This window comes from Streptomyces varsoviensis (assembly GCF_000718635.1).
GTDB classification, from domain to species: domain Bacteria; phylum Actinomycetota; class Actinomycetes; order Streptomycetales; family Streptomycetaceae; genus Streptomyces; species Streptomyces varsoviensis.
In genome coordinates this window covers 600,675-622,847 of record NZ_JOBF01000003.1, presented here as the reverse complement: position 1 = coordinate 622,847, position 22,173 = coordinate 600,675, and the positions used below count along the sequence as shown (strand labels likewise).

18 protein-coding genes are annotated in these 22,173 nt (G+C 73.5%); 12 read left to right on the top strand and 6 right to left on the bottom strand.

All coding sequences use genetic code 11. The annotated features are described in order from the left end of the window. Window positions 1-15 precede the first annotated feature (15 nt). Complete coding sequence (locus tag IF55_RS07205) at window positions 16-1,440, bottom strand: amino acid permease (protein WP_048831622.1); 1,425 nt, start codon at window positions 1,438-1,440, stop codon at window positions 16-18. A 288-nt stretch (window positions 1,441-1,728) separates the two neighbouring features. On the opposite strand from IF55_RS07205, the gene IF55_RS07200 reads away from it, so the two are divergent. After that, entirely contained in the window at window positions 1,729-2,331 is a 603-nt protein-coding gene (locus tag IF55_RS07200) for a biotin transporter BioY (RefSeq protein WP_030889997.1), read from the top strand. A gap of 135 nt (window positions 2,332-2,466) precedes the next feature. Here IF55_RS07200 and IF55_RS07195 read toward each other — a convergent pair whose 3' ends face one another. Further along, window positions 2,467-3,168 carry a hypothetical protein gene (locus tag IF55_RS07195; RefSeq protein WP_245661084.1) on the bottom strand — a complete coding sequence of 234 codons (702 nt, stop codon included), beginning with the start codon at window positions 3,166-3,168 and terminating at the stop codon, window positions 2,467-2,469. 142 nt (window positions 3,169-3,310) lie between these two features. Here IF55_RS07195 and IF55_RS07190 point away from each other — a divergent pair, with 142 nt between their 5' ends. After that, the gene (locus IF55_RS07190) at window positions 3,311-4,993 is read left to right on the top strand and encodes a serine/threonine-protein kinase (protein WP_245661083.1); all 1,683 of its coding nucleotides are present in this window, start codon (window positions 3,311-3,313) and stop codon (window positions 4,991-4,993) included. On the opposite strand, the gene IF55_RS07185 is transcribed toward IF55_RS07190, so the two are convergent. Continuing rightward, a complete protein-coding gene (locus IF55_RS07185; protein ID WP_030890007.1) occupies window positions 4,957-6,411 on the bottom strand; it encodes an amino acid permease in 1,455 nt (484 codons plus the stop codon). The genes IF55_RS07190 and IF55_RS07185 overlap by 37 nt on opposite strands. Window positions 6,412-6,604: 193 nt before the next feature. On the opposite strand from IF55_RS07185, the gene IF55_RS07180 reads away from it, so the two are divergent. Both IF55_RS07180 and IF55_RS07175 read left to right on the top strand, forming a co-directional pair. Next, window positions 6,605-7,090, top strand: coding sequence for a ribose-5-phosphate isomerase (locus IF55_RS07180; RefSeq protein ID WP_030890010.1), 486 nt, complete (start codon window positions 6,605-6,607; stop codon window positions 7,088-7,090). Between the two features lie 164 nt (window positions 7,091-7,254). Further along, window positions 7,255-8,064, top strand: coding sequence for an Fpg/Nei family DNA glycosylase (locus tag IF55_RS07175; protein ID WP_030890013.1), 810 nt, complete (start codon window positions 7,255-7,257; stop codon window positions 8,062-8,064). Between the two features lie 30 nt (window positions 8,065-8,094). Here IF55_RS07175 and IF55_RS07170 read toward each other — a convergent pair whose 3' ends face one another. Next, entirely contained in the window at window positions 8,095-9,330 is a 1,236-nt protein-coding gene (locus IF55_RS07170; RefSeq protein ID WP_030890017.1) for a GNAT family N-acetyltransferase, read from the bottom strand. A 135-nt stretch (window positions 9,331-9,465) separates the two neighbouring features. Between IF55_RS07170 and IF55_RS07165 the strand changes: the two genes are divergently transcribed. The 5 genes from IF55_RS07165 (at window position 9,466) to IF55_RS07145 (ending at window position 15,827) form a co-directional block, all read left to right on the top strand. Beyond that, window positions 9,466-10,602: a PP2C family protein-serine/threonine phosphatase gene (locus IF55_RS07165; protein ID WP_030890032.1), complete on the top strand. Its 1,137-nt coding sequence runs from the start codon at window positions 9,466-9,468 to the stop codon at window positions 10,600-10,602. Window positions 10,603-10,875: 273 nt separating this feature from the next. Further along, window positions 10,876-11,484 carry a hypothetical protein gene (locus IF55_RS07160; RefSeq protein ID WP_048831620.1) on the top strand — a complete coding sequence of 203 codons (609 nt, stop codon included), beginning with the start codon at window positions 10,876-10,878 and terminating at the stop codon, window positions 11,482-11,484. 65 nt (window positions 11,485-11,549) lie between these two features. Continuing rightward, the gene (locus tag IF55_RS07155) at window positions 11,550-12,887 is read left to right on the top strand and encodes an EsaB/YukD family protein (RefSeq protein ID WP_245661082.1); all 1,338 of its coding nucleotides are present in this window, start codon (window positions 11,550-11,552) and stop codon (window positions 12,885-12,887) included. Between the two features lie 157 nt (window positions 12,888-13,044). After that, window positions 13,045-14,091: a nucleotide-binding protein gene (locus IF55_RS07150; protein ID WP_157854538.1), complete on the top strand. Its 1,047-nt coding sequence runs from the start codon at window positions 13,045-13,047 to the stop codon at window positions 14,089-14,091. 236 nt (window positions 14,092-14,327) lie between these two features. Next, window positions 14,328-15,827 (top strand): pyridoxal phosphate-dependent aminotransferase, encoded by a 1,500-nt coding sequence (locus IF55_RS07145; RefSeq protein WP_048831619.1) that lies wholly within the window; start codon window positions 14,328-14,330, stop codon window positions 15,825-15,827. A 74-nt stretch (window positions 15,828-15,901) separates the two neighbouring features. Here the strand turns inward: IF55_RS07145 and IF55_RS07140 are convergent, their stop codons facing one another. Then, entirely contained in the window at window positions 15,902-16,471 is a 570-nt protein-coding gene (locus IF55_RS07140) for a nitroreductase family protein (RefSeq protein ID WP_030890048.1), read from the bottom strand. 72 nt (window positions 16,472-16,543) lie between these two features. On the opposite strand from IF55_RS07140, the gene IF55_RS07135 reads away from it, so the two are divergent. Next, the gene (locus tag IF55_RS07135) at window positions 16,544-17,038 is read left to right on the top strand and encodes an FBP domain-containing protein (RefSeq protein WP_030890058.1); all 495 of its coding nucleotides are present in this window, start codon (window positions 16,544-16,546) and stop codon (window positions 17,036-17,038) included. 104 nt (window positions 17,039-17,142) lie between these two features. Here the strand turns inward: IF55_RS07135 and IF55_RS07130 are convergent, their stop codons facing one another. Next, window positions 17,143-18,333 carry a cation:proton antiporter gene (locus IF55_RS07130; protein ID WP_048831618.1) on the bottom strand — a complete coding sequence of 397 codons (1,191 nt, stop codon included), beginning with the start codon at window positions 18,331-18,333 and terminating at the stop codon, window positions 17,143-17,145. 255 nt (window positions 18,334-18,588) lie between these two features. Here IF55_RS07130 and IF55_RS07125 point away from each other — a divergent pair, with 255 nt between their 5' ends. Then, window positions 18,589-19,431 (top strand): ABC transporter ATP-binding protein, encoded by an 843-nt coding sequence (locus IF55_RS07125; RefSeq protein WP_030890063.1) that lies wholly within the window; start codon window positions 18,589-18,591, stop codon window positions 19,429-19,431. Window positions 19,432-19,645: 214 nt separating this feature from the next. Then, window positions 19,646-22,168, top strand: a complete 2,523-nt coding sequence (locus IF55_RS07120) for an FtsX-like permease family protein (protein ID WP_030890065.1) — start codon at window positions 19,646-19,648, stop codon at window positions 22,166-22,168. The last annotated feature ends 5 nt before the right edge of the window (window positions 22,169-22,173 follow it).

The following is a 22,173-nucleotide window of genomic DNA, read 5'->3' as shown; positions in this document are numbered from 1 at the left end:
AGAGGTGTTCGATATTCAGTCCCGATGGTGACTGTGCGTACCTGACGTGTCGTCAGACCGGAACCCCCGCACCAGCGCCACCACCAGCACCACGCCCGTGGCCCCCGCCGACCACAGGAGCTGCGGCCGGGCCGAGTCGTCGAACACCATCAGCACCAGCACCGTCGCCATCGCGGCCAGCGCCGCCCACGTCAGCCAGGGGAAACCCCACATCCGCAGCGCGAGCCCCGACGGCAGCTCGCGCTCCAGCCGGCGGCGCAGCCGCAACTGCGAGGCGGCGATCAGCCCCCACACGAAGAGCAGCACCGCGCCGACCGCGTTCAGCAGGTACTGGAAGATCGAATCCGGCCACTTCAGATTCAGCAGCACGGAGACGAAGCCGAACGCGACCGACGCGAGCACCGCCCGCCGCGGCACCCCGCCGCGGGCCACCGCCAGCAGCGCGCGCGGCGCCTCCCCGCGCTCGGCCAGCGAGAAGACCATCCGGGACGACCCGTAGAGATTGGCGTTGAGCGCGGACAGCAGCGCCACGAACACCACGATGTTCATGATCTGCCCGGCGGCCGGCACCCCGATCGCGTCCAGCACCGCCACGTACGGGCTCTTCCCCGGCCGCATCGAGGACCAGGGCAGAAGGGCGACGATGACGAGCATCGAGCCGACGTAGAAGAAGAGGATGCGCCACACGGCGCTGCGCACCGCCCGGCCCACCGCGCGCCCCGGGTCGTCCGACTCGGCGGCCGCGATCGTGACGACCTCCAGGCCGCCGAAGGCGAAGACCACGGCGAGCACGCCGGAGGTCACCCCGCTCCAGCCGTTCGGCAGGAAACCGCCCTGCCCGGTGAGGTTGGTGAGCCCCACGGCGTGGGTGTCGGGCAGCAGTCCGAAGATCGCCAGCAGGCTCAGCGCCAGGAACAGGACGATCGCGGTGACCTTGAGCGTCGCGAACCAGAACTCGAACTCGCCGAAGTTGCGCACCGCCGCCAGGTTGGCCCCGGTGAACACCACCATGAACAGCAGCACCCACGCCCACTGCGGCACCGACGGCACCCAGCCGTTCGCGATCTGCGCCGCGCCCGTCGCCTCCACCGCCAGGACGACGACGAGCATGAACCAGTACAGCCAGCCCACCGAGAAGCCGGCCCACCGCCCCAGCGCCCGCTCCGCGTGCACCGAGAACGCGCCCGAGGCGGGCATCGCCGCGGACATCTCGCCGAGCATCCGCATCACCAGCATCGCGAGCGCGCCCGCGATCAGATACGAGACGACGATGCCGGGCCCCGCGACGGCGATGCCCGCGCCCGAGCCCACGAACAGCCCGGCGCCGATCACCCCGCCCAGCCCGAGCATCGTCATATGGCGCTGCTTGAGCCCGCCGGCCAGCGGCTCTCTCGGGCCGCCGGTACGGGACTCGACGGCAGGTGCTGCGTCCTGCTGCATAACGCTCGTGACTCCCGAGGCGAGTGTGGTCAGAGGGACCGAAGTGTGGTCAGAAGGACCACAGTGTCCCCGCGCCCGGCCGCACGGCGCAAACCCCCGGCGCCGCGTGACGAGCCTCACGCGACCCGCGGGAACCCGCGAAACCCCAGGCAGACCCGGAAATCACAGCAGCGATCGGAACTCTCCAAGACCGGCCGCGCGGCTTTGTCGCCGCCATACGGTGATCGCGGAGAACCCCTCCGCTAACGTCGCACTGTCGTCAATCGCCCTCGACCCCGCGGAGTACCGATGGCCACCGCCGCCGCCACAGCTTCCCGGACCGGTACGGTCCTCGCCGATTTGCTCCCCGCCACCACCGGCGCCCGGGCCCGCGTCCGCGACGCGGCCCTCGTCCTCGGCGGCGCCGTCCTCACCGGCGTCGCCGCGCAGATAGCCGTCCCGGTGCCGGGCTCCCCGGTCCCGGTCACCGGCCAGACCTTCGCCGCCCTGCTGGTCGGCACCGCCCTCGGCGCCCGCCGCGGCTTCCTCTCCCTCGCGCTGTACGCCCTGATCGGCATGGCCGGCATGCCCTGGTTCGCGAACGGCGCCGCGGGCGCGGGCGGCGCGACCTTCGGCTACGTCCTGGGCATGCTGCTCGCCGCGACCGTCGTCGGCTCCCTCGCCCGCCGCGGCGCCGACCGCTCCCCGCTGCGCACCGCGGGCGCCATGGCGCTCGGCTCCGCGCTGATCTACGGAATCGGCGTCCCCTACCTCGCGCTGAGCACGCACATCTCGCTCTCCGCGGCCGTCGCCGCCGGCCTCACCCCGTTCCTCATCGGCGACGCGCTCAAGGCCGCGCTCGCGATGGGCGCGCTGCCCGCCGCCTGGAAGCTGCTCGGCCGCCGCGGCTGACCACGGGACGTACGTCCGTACGGGCTGCCGTGCGGGCGTCCGTACGGGCCGGGGCCCGCGTCCGAGTGATCGGGCGCGGGCCCCGGTGTCTGTCACGGGCCCGCCGCGCGCCGGGCCCGGAGCGCGGCGCCGTGCTCAGTCCCGGCCGTTCTTACGGGTCGTCAGCCAGATGCCCGCCGCGCCCGTGGCCAGCAGCACCACGGCGATCCCGCCGGTCAGCGGGAGGGACGAGGGCGTGCCCGTACTGGGCAGGTCGCCCTTGCCCGGGCCGGGGCTGGGGCGCTGCCCCGCCGAGTCGGCCGGCACGTTGCGCGTGCCGAGCAGCAGCGGGGTGTCGGGCGCGTCGGAGCTGGTGTCCGTGGTGCCGAACTGCACCGGGCCCTGCTGCCACAGCAGCGTCTTGGTGTTGCCGAGGGTGACCGGGAGGCAGATCTGCCCGGTCCTGTTCAGATCGAAGCTCGCGTCGACCTGGTAGTCGCGGCTCTTTCCCGCGGCCAGTTTATCGATGGCGCAGGCGAATCCGCTGTTCGAACCCGGTGGCAATTGTGCGGTCGGGATGGCCGTGCAGCCCTTGACGGCGTTGATGCGCATCCCCTCGAACCCCACCACACTGAGCCGTATCGCGCCGGTGTCCTTGGCCCCCTCATTGGTGACCTGTGCGGACAGCGTGGTTTTCCCGGATTCCCTGTCCACGGAGATCTTGGCCGGCAGCTCCGTGCTGACCTTGTAACCCGCCGGGGCGCTCGCCCCCGGACTGCCTCCCGCGCTGCTGCCGGGCGACGGCTCGGCGGCCAGCGCCTCGAAGGGCAGCAGCAGCACCGTTCCGGCGGCCGCCACGACCCATAAGGATCGCCGCTGATTACTTCGTCGCATTTTCGTTCCCCCCTATCTGTAGTCTCTACAGAAGTATTTGAATAGGTACCACAAGATTGCGTTCGCGAGGGGTACGGAAGCCGATTCCGTAATGGGGGCGGGCCTGGTGGGAAACCAGAGCGGCGAGGTGCAGGGGCGATTGGTGGTCGACCGCTACCGGCTGCTGGAATTGATCGGCCGGGGCGGAATGGGCCGCGTGTGGCGCGCCCACGACGAAGTGCTCGGCCGGCCGGTGGCCGCCAAGGAGATCCGCATCGGCGAACTCGTCGGCGAGGACAGCGCCGTTCAGCGCGAACGCAGTCTGCGCGAGGCGCGGGCCACGGCCCGCATCGACCACCCCAACGTCGTGCGCGTCTACGACGTGGCGGAGGAGGACGACCGGCTGTGGATCGTGATGGAGCTGGTGGACGCCCGGTCGCTGGAACAGGTCCTGACACAGGACGGCCCGGTGGAGCCGCGCGAGGCCGCCCGGATCGGGCTCGGCCTGGCCCGCGCGCTGCGCTCCGTGCACGCCGTCGGCGTGCTGCACCGCGACATCAAGCCCGGCAACGTGCTGCTCACCGTGCGCGGCCGGATCGTCCTCACGGACTTCGGGATCGCAGCGATGCAGGACGCGGCGGCCCTGACCATGGCCGGCACGCTGGTCGGCTCGCCGGAGTACATGGCCCCGGAGCGCGTCGAGGGCCGGGAGCAGGGCCCGCCCTCGGACCTGTGGTCGCTCGGCGCCACGCTGTGCGCCGCGGTCGGCGGCCGCTCGCCGTTCACGCGGGCGACGACGCTGGCCACGCTGCACGCCGTGCTGTACGAGCAGCCCGACATCCCGGACGCGGCGGGCCCGCTGCGGGGGCTGCTGACGGAGCTGCTGAGGAAGGAGCCGGGGGAGCGGCCGACGCTCGACGGGACGGAGCGGGAACTGGCCCCGCTGGCCGAGCCGGAGCCCGAGCCCCGCCCGCACCCGCCGACGGTCCTCGCCGAACAGCCTCCGCCCGTACGGCCCTTGTCGCCGCCCGCGGAGCCCGCGCCACTGCCCGTACGGCCCGTATCACCACCCGAGGGGGCCGAACCGCCGCCCGTATCACCGCCCCAGGAGCCGCCAGTCGTACCCCATGACCCCACCGTCGCCGACGCGCCGGTGCGCGACAGCGGCCCCCCGGGCCGGGCGCGCCGCAGGACGGCGGTGCTGGCCGCCGCCGCGGTGGTCGCGGTCGCGGCGATCGCGGCCGGGGTGGCCTTCGCCCTGCGAGGGCCGGACACCGGCGGCGCGGCTTCTTCACGGTCCGCCGGGTCCGCCGGCTCCTCGGCCGCGCGAAGCGGCGCGGCCTCCCCGCGGGAACCGAGCCTGTCGGCGAGCGGTTCGCGGGCGGCGGACACGGCCGCGGCGCGCCGCGAGGAGGAGGGTTTCAGCTGGTCCCCGCCCGGCGGCTGGAACCGCACCGAGCGCAGCCCGGGCGACATCAGCTACAGCCCCAAGGACGGCACGATCGAGCTGTCCGCCTCCCAGGGCCGTACGACGGAGGACCTGCTGACGCACTGGCAGCGCTTCGAGCGGGACTACCAGGGCCGGCCGGGCTACCGGAAGCAGCGGCTGGAACGCACCACGTTCGCCGGCAACCCGGCCGTGATCTGGGAGTACGCCTTCCTCCAGGGCGGTCGGCCGGGCCACGGCCAACAGCTCGGCTTCACGCGAGGGGGCCGTACGTACCAGCTCAGCGTCTGGTATCTCGACCCCGTGCGCGCCACCGCCCTCGATGTCTACTCGCGGGCCGAGGACTCGTTCCGCATCCGGTGACGGCGGCGGTCCAGGAGCAGGCCGACGGCCAGCACCAGCGCGCCCACCACCACGGACATGATCATCTGCTTGCGGCCCGCGTCGTCGTAGAACATGTAGCCCACCACGAAGATGATCAGCGCGATGGTCGCGTAGGTCAGATACGGGAAGAACCACATCTTGACCGTGTGCCGCTCGGGCATCTCGCGCTCGATGACCCGGCGCATCCGCAGTTGCGAGAAGCAGATGACGAGCCAGACGAAGAGCGCGACCGCGCCGGACGAGTTGAGCAGGAAGTTGAAGACGGTGTCCGGCGAGGTGTAGTTGAAGATCACCGCGACGAAGCCGAAGGCCACCGAGGACCAGATCGCGACGGCGGGCACGCCGCGCTTGTCGACCTGGCCGAAGGACTTGGGCGCGTCACCGCGCTGACCGAGCGAGAACGCCATGCGGGAGGCGGTGTAGAGGCCGGAGTTGAGGCAGGAGAGCACCGCGGTCAGCACGATGACGTCCATGACGGTGCCGGCGTGCGGGATGCCGATGTCGTTGAGCACGGCGACGTACGGGCCGACCTTGACGATCTCCGGGTCGTTCCACGGCAGCAGCGTCACGACGAGCAGGATCGAGCCCAGGTAGAAGATGCCGATGCGCCAGATCACGCTGTTGGTGGCCTTGGCGACCATCTTCTCGGGGTTCTCGGACTCGCCGGCCGCCAGCGTGACGATCTCGCTGCCCATGAAGGAGAAGACGACGAGCAGCATGCCGGAGAGGATCGTGCCCGGTCCGTTCGGCAGGAAGCCGCCCTCGCCGGTCAGGTTGGAGAGGCCCACGGCGTGGGTGTCCGGCAGCACCCCGAAGACGGCGAGCGCGGCGACGAGGATGAACACGCCGATCGCCACCACCTTGATGCCGGCGAACCAGAACTCGAACTCGCCGTACGAGCCGACCGAGACGAGGTTGGTGGCGGTCAGGGCGATCATCACGATCAGCGACCAGCCCCACTGCGGCACGGCCGGTATCCACCCGTTGAGGATGGTCGCCCCGGCCGTCGCCTCGACGGCGAGCACCACGGCCCAGAAGAACCAGTACAGCCAGCCGATCGTGAATCCGGCCCAGCGGCCGAGCGCGCGGTCCGCGTAGGCGGAGAAGGAACCGGAGGCCGGGTCGGCGGCGGCCATTTCACCGAGCATCCGCATCACGAGAACGACCAGCAGGCCGGCGAGCGCGTACGAGATGAGAATGCCCGGTCCCGCCTTGGCGATGCCCGCACCGGACCCGACGAACAGGCCCGCCCCGATGACACCGCCAATGGCGATCATCGAAAGATGCCGATTCTTCAATCCGGCCTTGAGGCTGTCTTGAGGTTCATGAGAATCTGAGGTGCTGCTCGGATCACCGGTGGTCGACGCCTTTGTCGTAATCGGTGGTGTCGCGCTCATGTATGTGCACGTTCCTTAGCTGCAGTCTTCGGCAGGACGGCGTCCGAAATCCGCATGCGGCGGTTTTCGGGTCCACGCATTACAACTTTCCAAAGGTGTCTTGCGGAAGCCCCTGATCCGTAATGCTGTATTCACCCTCGGTAGCGGGACCCTGCGACGCTTACCCGGCCCCCGTCGTGCCACACTCGACGCCATGCGCGTGTACCTCGGCTCCGACCATGCCGGTTACGAACTCAAGAACCACCTCGTCGAATGGCTCCAGGCCCACGGCCACGACCCCGTCGACGTCGGTCCGCACATCTACGACGCCCAGGACGACTATCCGCCGTTCTGCCTGCGGGCCGCCGAGCGGACCGCCGCGGACCCCGACAGCCTGGGCATCGTGATCGGCGGCTCCGGCAACGGCGAGCAGATCGCCGCCAACAAGGTCAAGGGCGTACGGGCCGCGCTGGCCTGGAGCGAGCAGACCGCCCAGCTCGGCCGCGAGCACAACGACGCCAACGTCCTGTCCATCGGCGGCCGGATGCACACCGAGGAAGAGGCGACCCGGTTCGTCGAGATCTTCCTCGGCACGCCGTACTCGGGCGAGGAGCGGCACACCCGGCGCATCGAGATGCTGAGCGCGTACGAGGCGACGGGGGAGCTGCCGCCCATCCCGGCGCACCACCCCCAGCCGTAACTCCGGCCCTTGGGACGGCCGGGCCGCCGCTGCTGTGGCGGCCCGGCCGTCCCCGCTGCCTCCGCCGCCGCCCCCCCGCCAACGCAGCGGCCCCCCGCCCCGGTCGCCGCCGACACCCCTGCCACCGCAGCGACCCCGCCGCCCCTGTCGCCGAAGGACGGACCGTGCCCGAGGGCCACACCATCCACCGCCTCGCCGAGGACCACCGCGAGCTCTTCGCGGGCCGGCCGGTGCGGGCGAGCAGCCCGCAGGGCAAGTTCTCCGACAGCGCCGCGCTGATCGACGGCCGGGAGCTGACCTCGGCCGAGGCGCACGGAAAACACCTCTTCCTGGGCTTCGGCGCGACCGGCTGGGTCCATATCCACCTCGGCCTCTTCGGCAAGCTCGGCTTCGGCGACGCGCCCGCGCCGCCGCCGACCGCGACCGTACGGCTGCGGCTCGCGAACCCCCGCGCGTACGCGGATCTGCGCGGGCCCACCACCTGCGCGCTGATCACCGACGGGGAGAAGGCGGCCATACACGAGCGGCTCGGCCCCGACCCGCTGCGGGCGGCCGACGACGGCGAGGGCGCCTGGGAGCGGATCTCCCGCAGCCGCACGAGCGTGGCCGCGCTGCTCATGGACCAGAAGGTGATCGCGGGCGTCGGTAATGTCTACCGCGCCGAGGTCCTGTTCCGGCACGGCATCGACCCGTACCGGGCGGGCCGCGATCTCACCCGCTCCGAATGGGACGCCATCTGGTCGGACCTGGTCACGCTGATGCGGGAGGGCGTCCGCGCCAACCGCATCGACACGGTGCGTCCGGACCACCTGCCGGAGGCCATGGGCCGCCCGCCGCGCGTCGACGACCACGGCGGCGAGGTCTACGTCTACCGGCGCGCCGCGCAGCCGTGCCACATCTGCGGCACCGAGATCCGCACCGCCGACCTCGCCGCCCGCAACCTCTTCTGGTGCCCGGAGTGCCAGCGGCGTTAGGCCCCGCCGCCAGGTTCGGCCCGGCGCCGTTCAGAAACTGTGCGGCAGCCAGGGGGCCACCGCGCTGCCGAAGGCCACCGCCGCCTCCGCCAGCGCGCCCTCCCGCGCTTCCCGCACCCGGCCCCCGGCGGCCAGCGCCGTCAGCGACACGCCGCCCAGATAGGCCGCGCCCAGCTCCCGTACGGACAGCTCCAGATCGGCGGGCTCGTCGGTCCGCTCGCAGGAGGCGCCCTTGGCGTCGCCGGTCAGCCGCCAACGCCCCTCGTTCCAGGGACAGAAGGGGTCCGCCACGTCCAGGACCACGTCCACCGGCGTCTGGTACGTACGCGCCGCGAGCGCCGCCCCCACGTCCACCAGCCGTACGAACAGCGAGTCCCGCACCCCGAGCCGGCACCGCCGGTCATCGCTCACGAGATGCAGCAAGGCGTCATCGACCGGTCGGCTCTGGACGGAAATCCTCGTCGTCAGATCAATGCCGAACAGATAGCGCCACAGTGCGGCGTACGCGGCCGGGGTCAGCGCCTCGATGTCGCGCAGCAGCACCGTGCCGTCCGGCCCGGCCGGCGTCCACCCCGGACGCACCGCGTAGCGCGCGTACCCCACGGTCTCGCCGCCGGCCTCCGCCAGCACGCACTGGAGCGGCGAGGCCCCCTCCCGCCGGGACTCCGGATCGAACGTCACCTGCCGGTCCCAGCCCGGCTGCCGCGCCAGCATGCCCGGCCGCGCCCCGACCCGCCGCGCGTACACCGACTCGCACACCGCGCGCGCCTCGTCCGTGTCCGCCGGGCGCAGCCGCAGCCGTACGTCATCGGCGCCCGCCGGCACCGCCAGCCGCACCAGATTGGTGTCGATCTCGGCGCTGAGCGAGCGGGTCGCGCCGCCGTAGCCGAACCGGCCGTAGATGGCCGGCTCCGAGGCCACCAGGATGGCGAGCGGCTCGCCCCAGGACCGGAAGTCCGAAAGCTGACGCCGCATCATCGACCGCAGGATGCCCCGGCGGCGATGCGTGGGCGGCACGCTCACCGTCGTCACGCCCGCCGCGGCCACCGCCGCGCTGCCCGGCACCGTCAGCCGGAACGCGACCGCCCCGGCCGTCCCGACCACCTCGCCGTCCTCCCACGCCGCCACGGGCCGCCCGGTGTCGAACAGTTCCCGCCACAGCTCCCGCTGCTCCGCCGAGACGGGCACACCCCCGAACCCCAGCTCCAGCGTCGCCAGCCACTGGTCCCAGTCGGCGGACGCGAGAGCCCGTATTTCTATCGTCATAGCCCATGCCTAGCAGCGCTTCCCCGCCCGAGCGAACGGGTTTCGCATACGATTGCCTTCCCGGCGGACGCGGCACCGGACCGCTCGTACCGCGAATCGACGCACCGCCGAAGGGGTGGATAGGGTCCCGATGCAATGACTGGCGCTGCCGACACCCCGACGGCCCGGATGCGCAAAGCACTGCACCGGGCCCGCGTCGGCGTGCGCAAGGCAGGGGTCGACTACTTCCGCGGCGACGGCTCCGACTGGATCGCGCTGGCGGCCCTGCTGCTCGCCGTCCCGGCCATCGCCGCCGCCACCGTCGCCGAGCCCGCCTGGTGCGCGCCCTCCGCCCTCGTCCTGCCGATCGTCGCCGGCGGGCTGCTGCTGCGCCCCGCCAGCCTCCTCGCGCTGTACGCCGCCGCGGCCACCGCCCTCATCGTGGAGTCCGCGATCCTCGGCCCGTACGCCGACGGCGTGGACCGGGTCACCCCCGGCACCATCCTCGTCGTCGCCGCCGTGGGCTTCTTCGGGCTGCTCATCGCCCAGTTCCGCAGCCGCGTCGGCGTCCCCTGGAGACGCGGCGGCACCATGCTCTTCGACCTCCGCGAACGCATCCGGGTGCAGAGCAAACTCCCCCAACTGCCGCGCGGCTGGCACCGCGAGATGGCGCTGCGCCCGGCCGGCGGCCAGTCCTTCTCCGGCGACTTCGTCGTCGCGGCCCGTACGAACGGCGGCCGCACCCTCGAAGTCGTCCTCACCGACGTCTCCGGCAAGGGCATGGACGCGGCCTCCCGCGCCCTGCTGCTCTCCGGCGCCTTCGGCGGCCTGCTCGGCTCGCTGCCGCCGCACGCCTTCCTGCCCGCCGCCAACGGCTATCTGCTGCGCCAGGACTGGGACGAGGGCTTCGCCACCTCGATCCACCTCGTCCTCGACCTCGACAGCGGCGACTACGAACTGCTCTCCGCGGGCCACCTGCCCGCCCTCCAGCTCTCCGCGGGCACCGGCCGCTGGGAGGAGATGGCCGCCGAGGGCCCGCTGCTCGGGGTCTACGACGGCGCGCAGTTCGACCCGATCAAGGGCACGCTGCGCCCCGGCGACGTACTGATGCTGTTCACCGACGGGCTCGTCGAGACGGCGGAGCGGGACCTCACCGAGGGCATGGACCGGCTGACGGGGGAGGCCGACCGCTATGTGGCCTGCGGATTCCACGGCGCGGCCTGGCATCTGATCGAGGCCGTGGCGAAGGACGTCAACGACGACAGGGCGCTGCTGCTCATCTGCCGCGACTGACGGCGGTTCCGGCGCGGTCGGGCTCCCGGGCGCTGATCGCGGGGTGCTCGGCTGTCGGTGCGGGCCCCGGCGGTGCGCTCGGCTGCGGGCCGCGATGCTCGCCCATCAGCTTGCGGCGCGGCAGTGAAACCGGCCGACAATGGTGAGCGGGGCGGGGCGGCCGGTTCCCGACCGCCGGCCGCGGGGCGGGAGCGCGGCCGGCTTCCTCCGTTCACCCGTGACAGGAAGGCCGATATGTGTCCCTCGAACCCCGCACCACCTTTGAACAGTGGGGTGCACGTCACCCGTTTCGCTGAATTGCTAGGTACGGACTTCGACGGCGAGCCGACCGACGACCCGGACGACGTGATCTACGAGGGGCTGGACGACGCCCGCCACCGCGAACGCGTCCCGGCCCTCGTGGCGTTGCTGAACGACCCGGCCGCCCCCGCGCGGGAACGGTTTCTCTCCTGCCTGGCCCTGACGATCTGGGCGGAGCCCGCCGGCTACGACGCCGTGATCCGCGCCGCCGAGGCGCCCCGCGCGACGCCCTGGTACGGCGTCCTCACCGAACGCGGGCTGCCCGTGGACGGCACCTTCGCCCACCTCGCCATCGCCGTCGCCGACAGCGACGACATGGCCGAGGAGAAGGGCACGGCGGCGCGGCGGACCGAGGCGTTCCGGGCGCTGGTGCGGATCGCCGACGCCGAGTACCTCGGCCGCGGCCCGGCCGAACTGCTCGACGCCGCCCTCATCGGGGCGCTCGCGGCCGACATCGCCGACGTCGTGGCCCGCGGCGCGGCCACGCTCTCCGCCGCCCCCGGCCGCACCCCGCACGGCTTCGACGTCCGCGCCCAACTCGTGGCGCTGGCGGCGGCGGTGGCCGCCGACGACGGGGCCTGACGGACGGCCGGACCGGCCCTCGCCGGGCCCGGGCCCGGCGAGGGCTCGATGATAGGTTCGGCCGAGTGGTGAGCGTGGGGGCGGAACAGCGGACGGGGCAGCGGGCGGAACTGAGCCGGGTCACCCTGGCCGGCGAACACCGGCGGGTGGAGCTGCTGCTCCCCGCGACCGAGCCCGTCGGCCGGCTCCTGCCGGAAATCCTCCGCCTCCTCGACGACCGCGACTCCGCCCCGCCCGGGGCCCGCCACCTGGTGACCGCCGACGGGGCCGCACTCGCCCCGGACACCACATTCGCCGCGGCCGCGCTGCCGGACGGCTCCGTACTGCGGCTCGTACGGGCCGACGCCACGCCGCCCGCTCCCGCCGCCTTCCATCTGGACGTACGGGCCCTGCGCCGGCGGCCCGCCGCGCTCCGCCGGACGGCGGGTCTGGCCACCCTCGCGCTCGCGGTCGCCGTCGGCGTGCTGACGCGTACGAGCCTCGACCACGCCACCGCGGCGTGGGCGCTCCTGGCCGCCGGGCTGGTCGCGGCCCTGGCGGGAGCGGTCGCCGGGCGCGCCCGCGACCACCTGCTGGGCACCCCGCTCCTGCTCACCGGCGGCGCCCTCGGCCTCCTCGGCGCGTGGACGGCCGCGGACGCCCACGGCTGGCCGGGGGCGGGGCGGCTGGCCGCCGCGGCCGCGGCGCCGGCGGTCACGTCGCTGCTGCTGGGCCTCTGCTCACCGGCGGGCCGCGCCGGGCTGATCGGCGCCGGGTCGGTCGTGGCGGCGGCGGCCGCCTGGGCGGCGGTGTCCGCCATGACGGACGACGCGGCGCGAGCCGGGGCGGTACTGGCCGTCGTCTCCGTGGTCGTGCTGGGAGCGCTGCCGCGGCTGGCGCTGACGGCGGCCGGGCTCACGGATCTCGACGACCACCGCTCGGGCGGCGCGTCCGTGAGCCGCCACGAGGTCGGCACCGCGCTGGCCGCCACGCACCGGGACCTGTGCCCGGCGACGCTCGTCGCCGCGGCCTCCGCCACGGCGGCCGGGCTGCTGACCGTCACGGCGGCCACGTGGTGGACGGTGGCGCTGACGTCCGTACTGGCGGTCGTCCTGCTCGCCCGCTCCCGCGCCTTTCCGCTGGTCACGGAGGTCGTGGCGCTGCTGGCGGCGGCCGGTGTCCTCCTGGTGCGGCTGACCGCCCTGTGGATCGGCCACACGGACGGCCCGCCCTATGCGCCCCTGGCCGCCCTCGCCGTCGTCGCCGTCCTGCCCCTGGCCGCACTGCCGGTCCGCGCACCTCTGCCGCCGCGGTCCCGGCTGCGCCGCCTGACCGACCTGGCCGAGACCGTCGGCGTCATCGCCCTGTTCCCCCTGGCCGTCGGGGCGCTCGGCGGCTACGCCCTCCTGCTGCACGCGCTCTGAAAGGCGGAGGAGAAACGATATGGCCGAGGACACCAGGCGACTCCCCGCCGAGGCCCCGACTCCCGGACCTGAGCCCGCCCAGCCGGCGGCGCCGTCCGCGCCCCCGCGCGCCCTTCCGCCGCCGCGGTATGCCCCCGGTGCTCCACGCGCCGGGTACGTGCCTCCGCACACCGGCCCCGTCGTCCCCGTCGTCGCTGCTGCCCCTGCCGCCCCCGCTGCCCCTGTCGTCCCCGCCGTCCCGCCCCGGCCTCGTACCGCGCCGAAGGCGGAGGGTCGGGACGCCGAGACCCGGGGCGCCGAGGTCCGGGTCGAGGATCTGGTCAAGGGGCGGCCGCGGAGCGGGGATTCGGCGGCCCGGCGCACGGGGCGGGCCGTGCGGCGGATGGTCGGGGCGTCGGCGGCGCGGGACGTGGCCGAGGCCACGCGGGTGGCCGAGGCGGTGCAGCGGCCGGTGGCCACCGGGCGGCAGATCGTCGTCACCAGCATCCGCGGCGGCGCGGGCAAGACCACGGTCACGGCGCTGCTCGGGCGTACGTACGCGCACTACCGGCAGGACCCGGTGCTGATGCTGGAGGCCGACCCGGCGCTCGGCACCCTGCCGGTCCGGCTCGCGGCCCCCGCCGTGCGGTGGACCTGCGGGGACCTCGCGCGGATCATCGAGCCGACGATGCAGCTCACCGACGTCACGGGCTACCTGGTCCAACTGCCGGACCGCGGCTGGCTGCTGCCCGGCAGCCAGGGCCGGGTCGGCACCCGGCTGGACCTGGCGGAGTACCGCTCGGTGATGGTGGCGCTGCGCCGCTACTTCGGCATCACCGTCGTGGACTGCGAGACGCTGCCCAGCGAGCTGTCCCGGACCGCGCTCGCCGCCGCCCAGGCGCGGGTGCTGGTCGCGCCCGCCACCGTCGAGGGCGTCACCAGCACCCGGGCCGTACTGGACTGGATGGCGTCGCTGCCGCGGCCGCTGATGCTGCCGGGGACCGTCGTGGTGCTCGCCGCCTCGTCCCCGCACATGGCGCTCGACGTGGCGGCGGCCCGCGCGCACCTCCGACTGGCGGGCGTGCGCGTGCTGACGCTGCCGTACGACCGGCATCTCGCCGCGGGCGGCCCGATCCGTACGGAGCTGCTCGGGGAGGCCACCCGCGAGGCCGCCACCCATCTCGCCGCCGAGGTGCTGGACCGCGCGGTGACCGAACCGCGGTGACCGAATCGCGGTGAGCGGCGCCCGGTGAACGCGGCGCGATGACCGGCTGACCGGCCGGGGCCGTCGTCGTACGCCCGTACGGGCGCGTGTCGCCTGTGCGATCCTGCCCCGCGCCGCCCCGCGCCGCCCCGGCACGCGACCGGTTCGCCTCCTGTTCAGCCTCCCTGATCTCCCGAAAGATAGGGGAAAGGCGGGGGCTTTCCGGAAAGGTCCCACCTGTCCAGGGAGGAACCGCGATGACCGCGAACGTGAACCCGAAGGACGCCTCGGCGGCGCGGGACGGCGCGCCGCAGTACGGGACCGGGGGCCGCGCTCCCGACGAGATCACGGCGCTGCTCGCCGGCGCCGCCGACCCGGAGCACCGGCTCGCCGTGCACCAGGAGCTGTACCCCGAGGTGATCAACCTCGCCACGGCGGAGAACGTCCTCGTCTACCCCTCCCTGCGGGAGAACGTATTCGACCGACTCGGCGTACTGGAACAGCGCGATGTCACATACGCCCCTTCCTACGGCAGCCCGGAGATTCGCGCCGATATCGCCGCGATGCTCCGCCCGACGCTCTCCCCGACCCTCACCGGCGACGACATCTTCGGCACGTCAGGGGTATCGGCCGCGCTGGAATGCCTCGCTTTCGCGCTCAGGGAGGGCGGCGTTCTGCGCGGCGGCGACCAGGTGCTGCTGCCCGCCCCCTACTGGCAGGGGTTCAACTGGTCTTTCGAGCAGCGGCCCGAGCTGCGCTGCGTCCCCGTCCACCTCCGTGAGCTGGGCGAAGAGCACTTCGACCTCACGCTGGAGGACATCCAGCACGTCTACCGCACCCAGCCGGAGCCGCCGAAACTGCTCGTCCTCACCAACCCCAACAACCCGCTGGGCGACAACTACGGAAAGGACCTCCTGGAGAGTATTTACCGGTGGGTGCTCAACGAGACGGGGATGCACATCATCTCCGACGAGATGTACGCCCATTCCCAGCTCACCGGCGCCGGCCCGGAGTTCGTGAGCGCTCTGGAACTGGCCGCGTACCGGAACAATCCGGAGGCGCGGGACCGCGTGCACGTCGTATGGGGTTTCGCCAAGGACTTCGGAATGTCGGGATTCAAGGCCGGTGTCGTGATTTCCCGGTCCCCGGTCGTCCGACAGGCCATGCGGGGCATCAAGGACAAGCAGAACAGCTACTCCTGGTTCAGCCCCTTCGACTCCCTCAAACACTTCGTCATCGGGAAGATGCTGAAGACCACGAGCGGCGGCGAGAGTTATCCGCTCGCGCTGATGAAGCAGTACCGGGGCTGGCTGACGACCGCTTTCCAGGAGACCCGCGCGGCCCTCGACAACGGCCGCCTCCCGTACCGCTACCGCGAGGGGCAGAACGCGGCGCAGTTCTTCTGGCTCGATCTGCGCGCGTATCTGCCGCCGCGGGGCACCGCCGTGATCCCGCCGGAGATCGGACCGCACTTCCCGCGGCCGGACCGCGTGCCCGAGCCCTTCGCCGCCGACGCCGAGAAGCGGGGGACGGCCGCTCTGCCGATCCTGTTCCCGAACATCTCCAGCGAGGAGGAGTGGCTGCGCTGGTACATCGCCACCTACGCCCAGGTGCAGTTGCTCCCCGGCCAGTTGCTCTCCTGCGCCGAACCGGGCTACTTCCGGCTGTGCTACACCGCCGTCGACACCGCGGAAGTCGTCGCCTCCGTGCAGCGCGTCGCCGACCTCCTCGCCCCCTGGTCGAACGGCGCCCGCTGACCCCCTGATCGGATGGCGCCCCCTGACCCCCTGCCCGGCGGGCCCGGCTCCCAGGGCCCGCGAGGGTACGGACGTCAGCCCACGGGCCCGGGCCCTTCGGGGGCCTTCGGCGCCTCGGGGATCTCCGTCACCAACTCGGCCAGCGGCAGGCGCCCGGTGGGGATCGCCGGCTTTCCGGGCGGCGCGGGGGCGGGGTGGCCGAGAGAGATGGCGGTACGGACCCGCCACGGGGGCGCCATGCCGCACAGCGGTCCGGCGCGGTCGGCGTTCTCGGCGGGGAAGAAGGACGCGGGGCAGGTGCCCAGCCCCTGGACGTGGGCGGCGAGCATCATGTTCTGCGCCGCGCGCCCCGCGTCGAACTGGGCGTCCTCGCCGCCGGCGGTCTCCTCCACCGCGAGCGCGATCACCACGGGCGCCACGGCGAGGTGCCCCGCGTACGCGCCCAGGCGCGCGAGCTGCTGGCGGATCTCGCGATCGCGCACCACCACGAACCGCCACGGCTGGCGGTTGCGCGCCGAGCCGGTCCAGCGCCCGGCCTCCAGCACCGGACGCAGGTGCTCGTCGCGGACCGGTTCGTTGGTGAACCACCGGGTCGCTCTCAGCGATGTCAGCGCGGAAGCCGACGGATCGGGCGTTACGTGCATCACGCATCCTCCTTCAACCTAAGCATTTTAATTGTTTGCCTAAAAGAAATAGGCGCTGTTAGCGTCCGAGCCATGAGAGCAGTAAGTGAACCGGAGATCCGCGCGTCGTTCGTCAATTGCTCCAAAGGGGAGGCCAAGCGGCTGGCGGTCCCCCGGGACCTCGACGAGCGCCGCTGGGACGACCTGGACTTTCTGGGCTGGCGCGACCCCGGCGCGCCCGACCGCGGCTACCTCGTCGCCGAACGCGGCGACGGTCTCGTCGGCGTGACCCTCCGCGCCTCGGCGGGCCGGCGCGGCCTGCTCCACCGCGGCATGTGCTCGCTCTGCCTGACCACGCACCCCGGCGACGGCGTGTCGCTGATGGCGGCCCGCAAGGTCGGCCCGGCCGGGCGGCAGGGCGACTCGGTCGGCGAGTACCTCTGCTCCGACCTCGCCTGCTCCCTCTACATCCGCGGCAAGAAGACCCCACGGGCCGGCGGCCGCTTCGAGGAGTCCCTGACGGTCGAGGAGCAGGTCGAGCGGGCGCGGGTCAACCTGTACGCCTTCCTGGACAAGCTCGTCGACTGACCGGCCGGCGAAGGCCGGCCCCGGTCCGTACGCCTCCGGTCGGCCCGTGCGCGTCCGCCCGGCCCCGTACGAGCGCCCGCGACCCGTGCGCGTGCCCCCGGTCGTCACACCCGTTCCGCGGCCGGGGACGCGAGAGCCCCGCCGCCGGGCGGCTCGCCGGGGCCGCCCGGCAGCAGCCGCGCCAGCCAGTACGAGCGGCCGGCGGCCAGCGGGCCGAGTACGGCCAGGACGAGCACGTACCCCGCGATGAAGGGGGAGAGCCGCGGGTTCAGCCCCGCCCCGGCCGCCATCGTGGCGAGGATCAGCGCGAACTCGCCGCGCGCCAGCAGGGTGGTGGAGATGTTGGCGGCGGGCTGCGCCCCGAAGCCGTAGAGGCGGGCGGCCACGAGCCCGGCGACCACGTTCATCACCAGCGTCACCGCGACCGCGATCAGCACCGGCACGAGCACGCCCGGCAGGTCGCCCGGGTCGATCGAGAGCCCGAACGCGAAGAAGAAGATCGCCCCGAACGCGTCGCGCAGCGGGTGCACCAGCGTCCGGATGCGGTCGCCCGAGCCCGTGCTGCCGAGCATCAGACCCACCATGAACGCGCCGATCGCGTCCGCGACCCCGAACCACTCGGAGACCCCGGCGACGAGGACGGCGACGCCCAGGAACGAGATGACGAGCAGTTCGTCGTCCTTGGTGTGCATCAGCTTGCCGATGAGCCGGGTGCCCCAGCGGGCCGCGACCGCGAGCAGCAGCAGGAAGCCGAACGCCTTGCCCGCGTCCCCCGCCGCCGAGGCCAGGCTGTCCGCGCCGGACAGGATCGGCTGGAGGGCGGCGAGGTAGAGGGCCAGGAAGATGTCCTCGACCACGATGATGCCGAGGATCGGCTTGGTCTCGCCGTTGCCGAGCCGGCCGAGGTCGACGAGGACCTTGGTGACGATCGCGGACGAGGAGATGCCGAGCACACCGGCGAGTACGAGCGCCTCGGAGGTGCCCCAGCCGGTCGCGAAGCCGAAGACCAGGCCCGCGCCGACGTTCAGCGCCAGGTACGCGCCGCCCGCGAGCGCCATCTTGCGGCCGCCGGTCTTCAGGTCGTCCAGATGGAATTCGAGCCCGAGGTAGAAGAGCAGCAGGACCAGGCCGAGCGCGGAGAGCATCTCCAGGTCGTGCGGGTCGGCGACCAGTACGTAGCCGGGCGTGTGCGGGCCGAGGAGGATGCCCGCGAGGATGAAGAGGGGGATGGTCGGCAGGCCGATGCGGCCGCCGGCGCGGGCCAGGACGGCCGCCGCCAGAAAGGCGCCGCCCATGGCGATGAGGGTGTCTGCGTGTCCGATGGCTCCTCCAGAGTTCGGCCGGACGGATGGTCATTCGGTCAAGGGGGAGTCAAGGAAAGGTGGGTAGTTAGTTTACCAAACGACTTTGGGGTGGTTACGGCCAGCGACCTTGGTGGTGCTGCCCCCACCCCCGATCCACCGGCCGACGCCATGGCCCTGACCTGCGCCGGAACCATAGATTTCAGACGTTGACCACACCACGGGGACCACGAGACGAGAGGCGGGGCCATGGGGCTGCGCGGCAAGCGACAGAGCGACGACAGGGCCGGTACGGGCGCCGGCGCACCGGCAGCGGGGAACGTCACCGCGAACACCGGCGACTGGGCCGTCGAACTGCGCGGAGTCGCCCGCCGCTACGGCCGCGGCACATCCGTCGTCCACGCCCTGCGCTCCCTCGACCTCGCCCTCCCGCGCGGCAGCTTCACCGCCGTGATGGGGCCCTCCGGCTCCGGCAAGTCGACCTTCCTCCAGTGCGCGGCCGGGCTCGACCGCCCGTCCGAGGGTTCCGTACGGCTCGGCGGCACCGAGATCACCGGCATGAACGAGAACAAGCTGACCGAGCTGCGCCGCAGCCGCCTCGGCTTCGTCTTCCAGTCCTTCAACCTGCTCCCGTCGCTGACCGTCGAGCAGAACGTAGTCCTCCCGATGCGCCTCGCCGGGGAGCGCGCCGACCGACGGCGCGCCGCCGAGGTCCTCTCCCAGGTGGGGCTCGGCGACAAGGGGGCCCGCCGCCCCGGCGAGCTGTCCGGCGGCCAGCAGCAGCGCGTCGCCATCGCCCGCGCCCTGATCACCCGCCCGGACGTGGTCTTCGCGGACGAGCCCACCGGCGCGCTCGACACCGGCACCGCCGCCGAGGTCCTCGGCCTGCTCCGGCACGCCGTCGACGGCCTCGGCGCCACCGTCGTCATGGTCACCCACGACCCGGTCGCCGCCGCCTGGTCCGACCGCGTCCTCTTCCTCGCCGACGGCGCCATCGCCGACAGCTTCCACCGAGCCACCGCCGAGCAGATAGCCGCCCGCATGGTCTCCCTCACCGCCCGTCGGCCCTCCCACGAAGGCGCGGCAGCGTGACGATCCGCTATGCCGCTTCGGCTCACCAGTCGTCTGCCCGGCGGGCCCGGGGCCTTCTCGCGGCCCGACCGCGGCAGTTGCCCGCCCGGCAGGCCCGCGGCCTTCTCCCGGCCGTCGGCACGGCCCGGCCGCAGCGGTCGGCTGCCCGGCGAGGCTGTGGCCTCCTGTCGGATCTCGGCGGGGTGTGGACGTTCGTATGGCGAGGAGAGGTCCGATGAGCGCGACCCGCGCCCCCCAGGGGGGCACCAATGGGCTGGCCCGGGCCGCGATCCGGTTCAAGCCCGCGTCGTTCGTGGGGACGTTCGTGGCGCTGCTGATGGCCGCGATGATCGTCTCGGCCTGCGGAATCCTCCTGGAGACCGGCATACGGGCGTCCGTGCCGCCCGAGCGGTATGCCGGCGCTCCCGTGGTGGCCGCCGCGGACCAGAAGGCGCATTACGTGATCGGGCACGGCGAGGACCGGGAGACCGAGTCCGAGCCGCTGCCGGACACGGCCCGCCTCGACGCCTCGCTCGTCGGGAAGGTCGCGCACGCCCCCGGCGTGCAGGCCGCGATCGGGGACGTCGGCTACCCGGCGCACCTGACCGGCGCGAAGACGACCGGGCGGGCTGCCGCCCCCGTCACCGCCCACGGCTGGGGCTCGGCCGCCTTCACCGGCGCCGAACTCGCCACCGGCAGCGCCCCGCGCGCCGGCCAGGCCGTGCTCGACACGGCCACCGCCCGCGCCGCGCACATCAAGGCCGGCGACCGCGTCACCCTGAACACCCCCGCCGGCGCCCGCGACGTCACCGTCGCCGGTACGGCCCGTACGGCCGCGCCCACCGCCTGGCTCACCGACGCCCAGGCCGTCCAGGTTTCCGGCCACCCCGGCAAGATCGACGCGGTCGCCGTGCTGCCCACGGCCGGCACCTCCACCGACCGGCTCGCGGACTCCGTCCGGCAGGCCGTCGGCAAGGCCGCCCAGGTGCACACCGGCGACGACCGCGGCGCCGTCGAACAGCCCGCGCTCGCCGGCGCCAAGGAGACGCTGATGGGGCTCGGCGGCTCGTTCGGCGGCGTCGCGACGATGGTCGCGATCTTCACCGCCGCCGGCACCGTCGCCCTCTCCGTCGGCCAGCGCGCCCGTGAGTTCGCGCTGCTGCGCGCCATCGGCGCCACCCCGCGCCAGGTCCGCCGGTCCATCGCCGCCGAGGCGCTGCTCGTCGCGCCCCTCGCCGGCGCGCTCGGCTGCCTGCCCGGCATCGCCCTCGCGCGCTGGTGGTTCGGCCAGTTGAAGGAGAAGGGCGTGGTCCCGGACGCCGTGCGGCTCGGCGACTCCGGCATCCCGCTCGTCGCCGCCGTCGGTGTGGGCCTGCTCACCGCGCTGTGCGCGGGGGCCGCCGCCGCGCGCCGCCCGGCCCGCATCAAGCCCGGCCAGGCCCTCGGCGAGGCCGCCGTGGAACGCTCCCGGCCCGGCCCCGTCCGTACGGCACTCGGTGCCGCCGCGCTCGTCGGCGGCGTCGTCCTCGCCATCCTCGCGGCCACCCTGACCGGCGACGACGCCGCCAACACGGCGTCCGGCGTCGTCATGCTCTTCATGCTCGGCGTGGCTCTGCTCGGCCCGCTGGTGGCCCGGCTCTGCGCCCACCTCATCGGCCTGCCCCTGCGCGCCGGCCCCGCGGCGGCCCACCTCGCATCCGCCAACTCCCGCGCCAACGCGCGCCGCCTGGCCTCCGCGATCACCCCGATCGTGCTGGCCATGGCCTTCGCCTCGACGCTGGTGTTCATGCACACCAGCGAGGACCACGCCCGCGCGGCCCAGCAGCGCGCCGGGATCACCGCGGACCATGTGATCTCCGCGCCCGGCGGCCTGCCGACCGGCACGGCCGCGAAGGCAGCGGCGACCCCCGGCGTCGAGACGGCCGTCGGCCTGCTCCGTACGAGCGTGCTCTACACGTCCTCCACCACCGACGGGCCGCTCACCGCCTCCACCCAGGGCGTCGGCGGCACCGGCGCCGACCTGCGCGCCGTCCAGGACCTCGACGTCCGGGCCGGCAGCCTCGACGCCCTCGGGCCGGGCAAGGTCGCGGTCGCCGCCAACCTCGCCGACGGCGCGGACGTGAAGGTCGGCGACCGGCTCTCCCTGGTCCTGCCGGACGGCACCAAGGCCCGCCCGGAGGTCGTCGCGACCTACGGCCGGGGGCTCGGCGTCGCCCAGGTCACCATGGTCCGTACGGCCCTCGCGCCGCACGTCACGGCCGGGTTCGACAGCGACGTCCTGGTGCGGGACGCGCGCGGCGCCGACGCGCGGCAGGTCGCCGGGAAGCTCGCGGCCCTCGGCGAGGTCACCGACCGGGCCGGGTACGCGGCAGCCAAGGACAAGGACCGGGAGGTCTCGGCCTGGGCCAACACACTGATGGCCGCGGTGCTCGGCGGGTTCGCCGCCGTCGCCGCCGTCAACACCCTGGTGATGACCGTCTTCGACCGCCGCCGCGAACTCGGCACGCTGCGGCTGATCGGCTCCACGCGCCGCCAGGTGCTCGGCATGGTCCGTTGGGAGGCGCTGCTGGTGGCCTTCGCCGGGATCGTCCTCGGCACGGCGATCGCCCTCGCCACGCTCGTACCGATGATGCGCGGCCTCACCGGAGCGGGCCCCTATATACCGCCGCTCCTCTACGGGAGCTTCGCGGCAGGCGCCCTGGTGCTGGGGCTCGCGGCGACCTCGCTGCCCGCCCGCGCGGTGCTGCGCAGGCGCTGAGCGGC

Bases quoted from the DNA above. Each gene is read 5' to 3' on its own strand.
- IF55_RS07145 (WP_048831619.1), top strand. From the start codon at position 14,328: ATGACCGCGAACGTGAACCCGAAGGACGCCTCGGCGGCGCGGGACGGC.
- IF55_RS07205 (WP_048831622.1), bottom strand. From the start codon at position 1,440: ATGCAGCAGGACGCAGCACCTGCCGTCGAGTCCCGTACCGGCGGCCCG.
- IF55_RS07165 (WP_030890032.1), top strand. From the start codon at position 9,466: ATGACTGGCGCTGCCGACACCCCGACGGCCCGGATGCGCAAAGCACTG.
- IF55_RS07135 (WP_030890058.1), top strand. From the start codon at position 16,544: ATGAGAGCAGTAAGTGAACCGGAGATCCGCGCGTCGTTCGTCAATTGC.
- IF55_RS07140 (WP_030890048.1), bottom strand. From the start codon at position 16,471: ATGCACGTAACGCCCGATCCGTCGGCTTCCGCGCTGACATCGCTGAGA.
- IF55_RS07180 (WP_030890010.1), top strand. From the start codon at position 6,605: ATGCGCGTGTACCTCGGCTCCGACCATGCCGGTTACGAACTCAAGAAC.
- IF55_RS07200 (WP_030889997.1), top strand. From the start codon at position 1,729: ATGGCCACCGCCGCCGCCACAGCTTCCCGGACCGGTACGGTCCTCGCC.
- IF55_RS07170 (WP_030890017.1), bottom strand. From the start codon at position 9,330: ATGACGATAGAAATACGGGCTCTCGCGTCCGCCGACTGGGACCAGTGG.
- IF55_RS07120 (WP_030890065.1), top strand. From the start codon at position 19,646: ATGAGCGCGACCCGCGCCCCCCAGGGGGGCACCAATGGGCTGGCCCGG.
- IF55_RS07130 (WP_048831618.1), bottom strand. From the start codon at position 18,333: ATGGGCGGCGCCTTTCTGGCGGCGGCCGTCCTGGCCCGCGCCGGCGGC.
- IF55_RS07185 (WP_030890007.1), bottom strand. From the start codon at position 6,411: ATGAGCGCGACACCACCGATTACGACAAAGGCGTCGACCACCGGTGAT.
- IF55_RS07125 (WP_030890063.1), top strand. From the start codon at position 18,589: ATGGGGCTGCGCGGCAAGCGACAGAGCGACGACAGGGCCGGTACGGGC.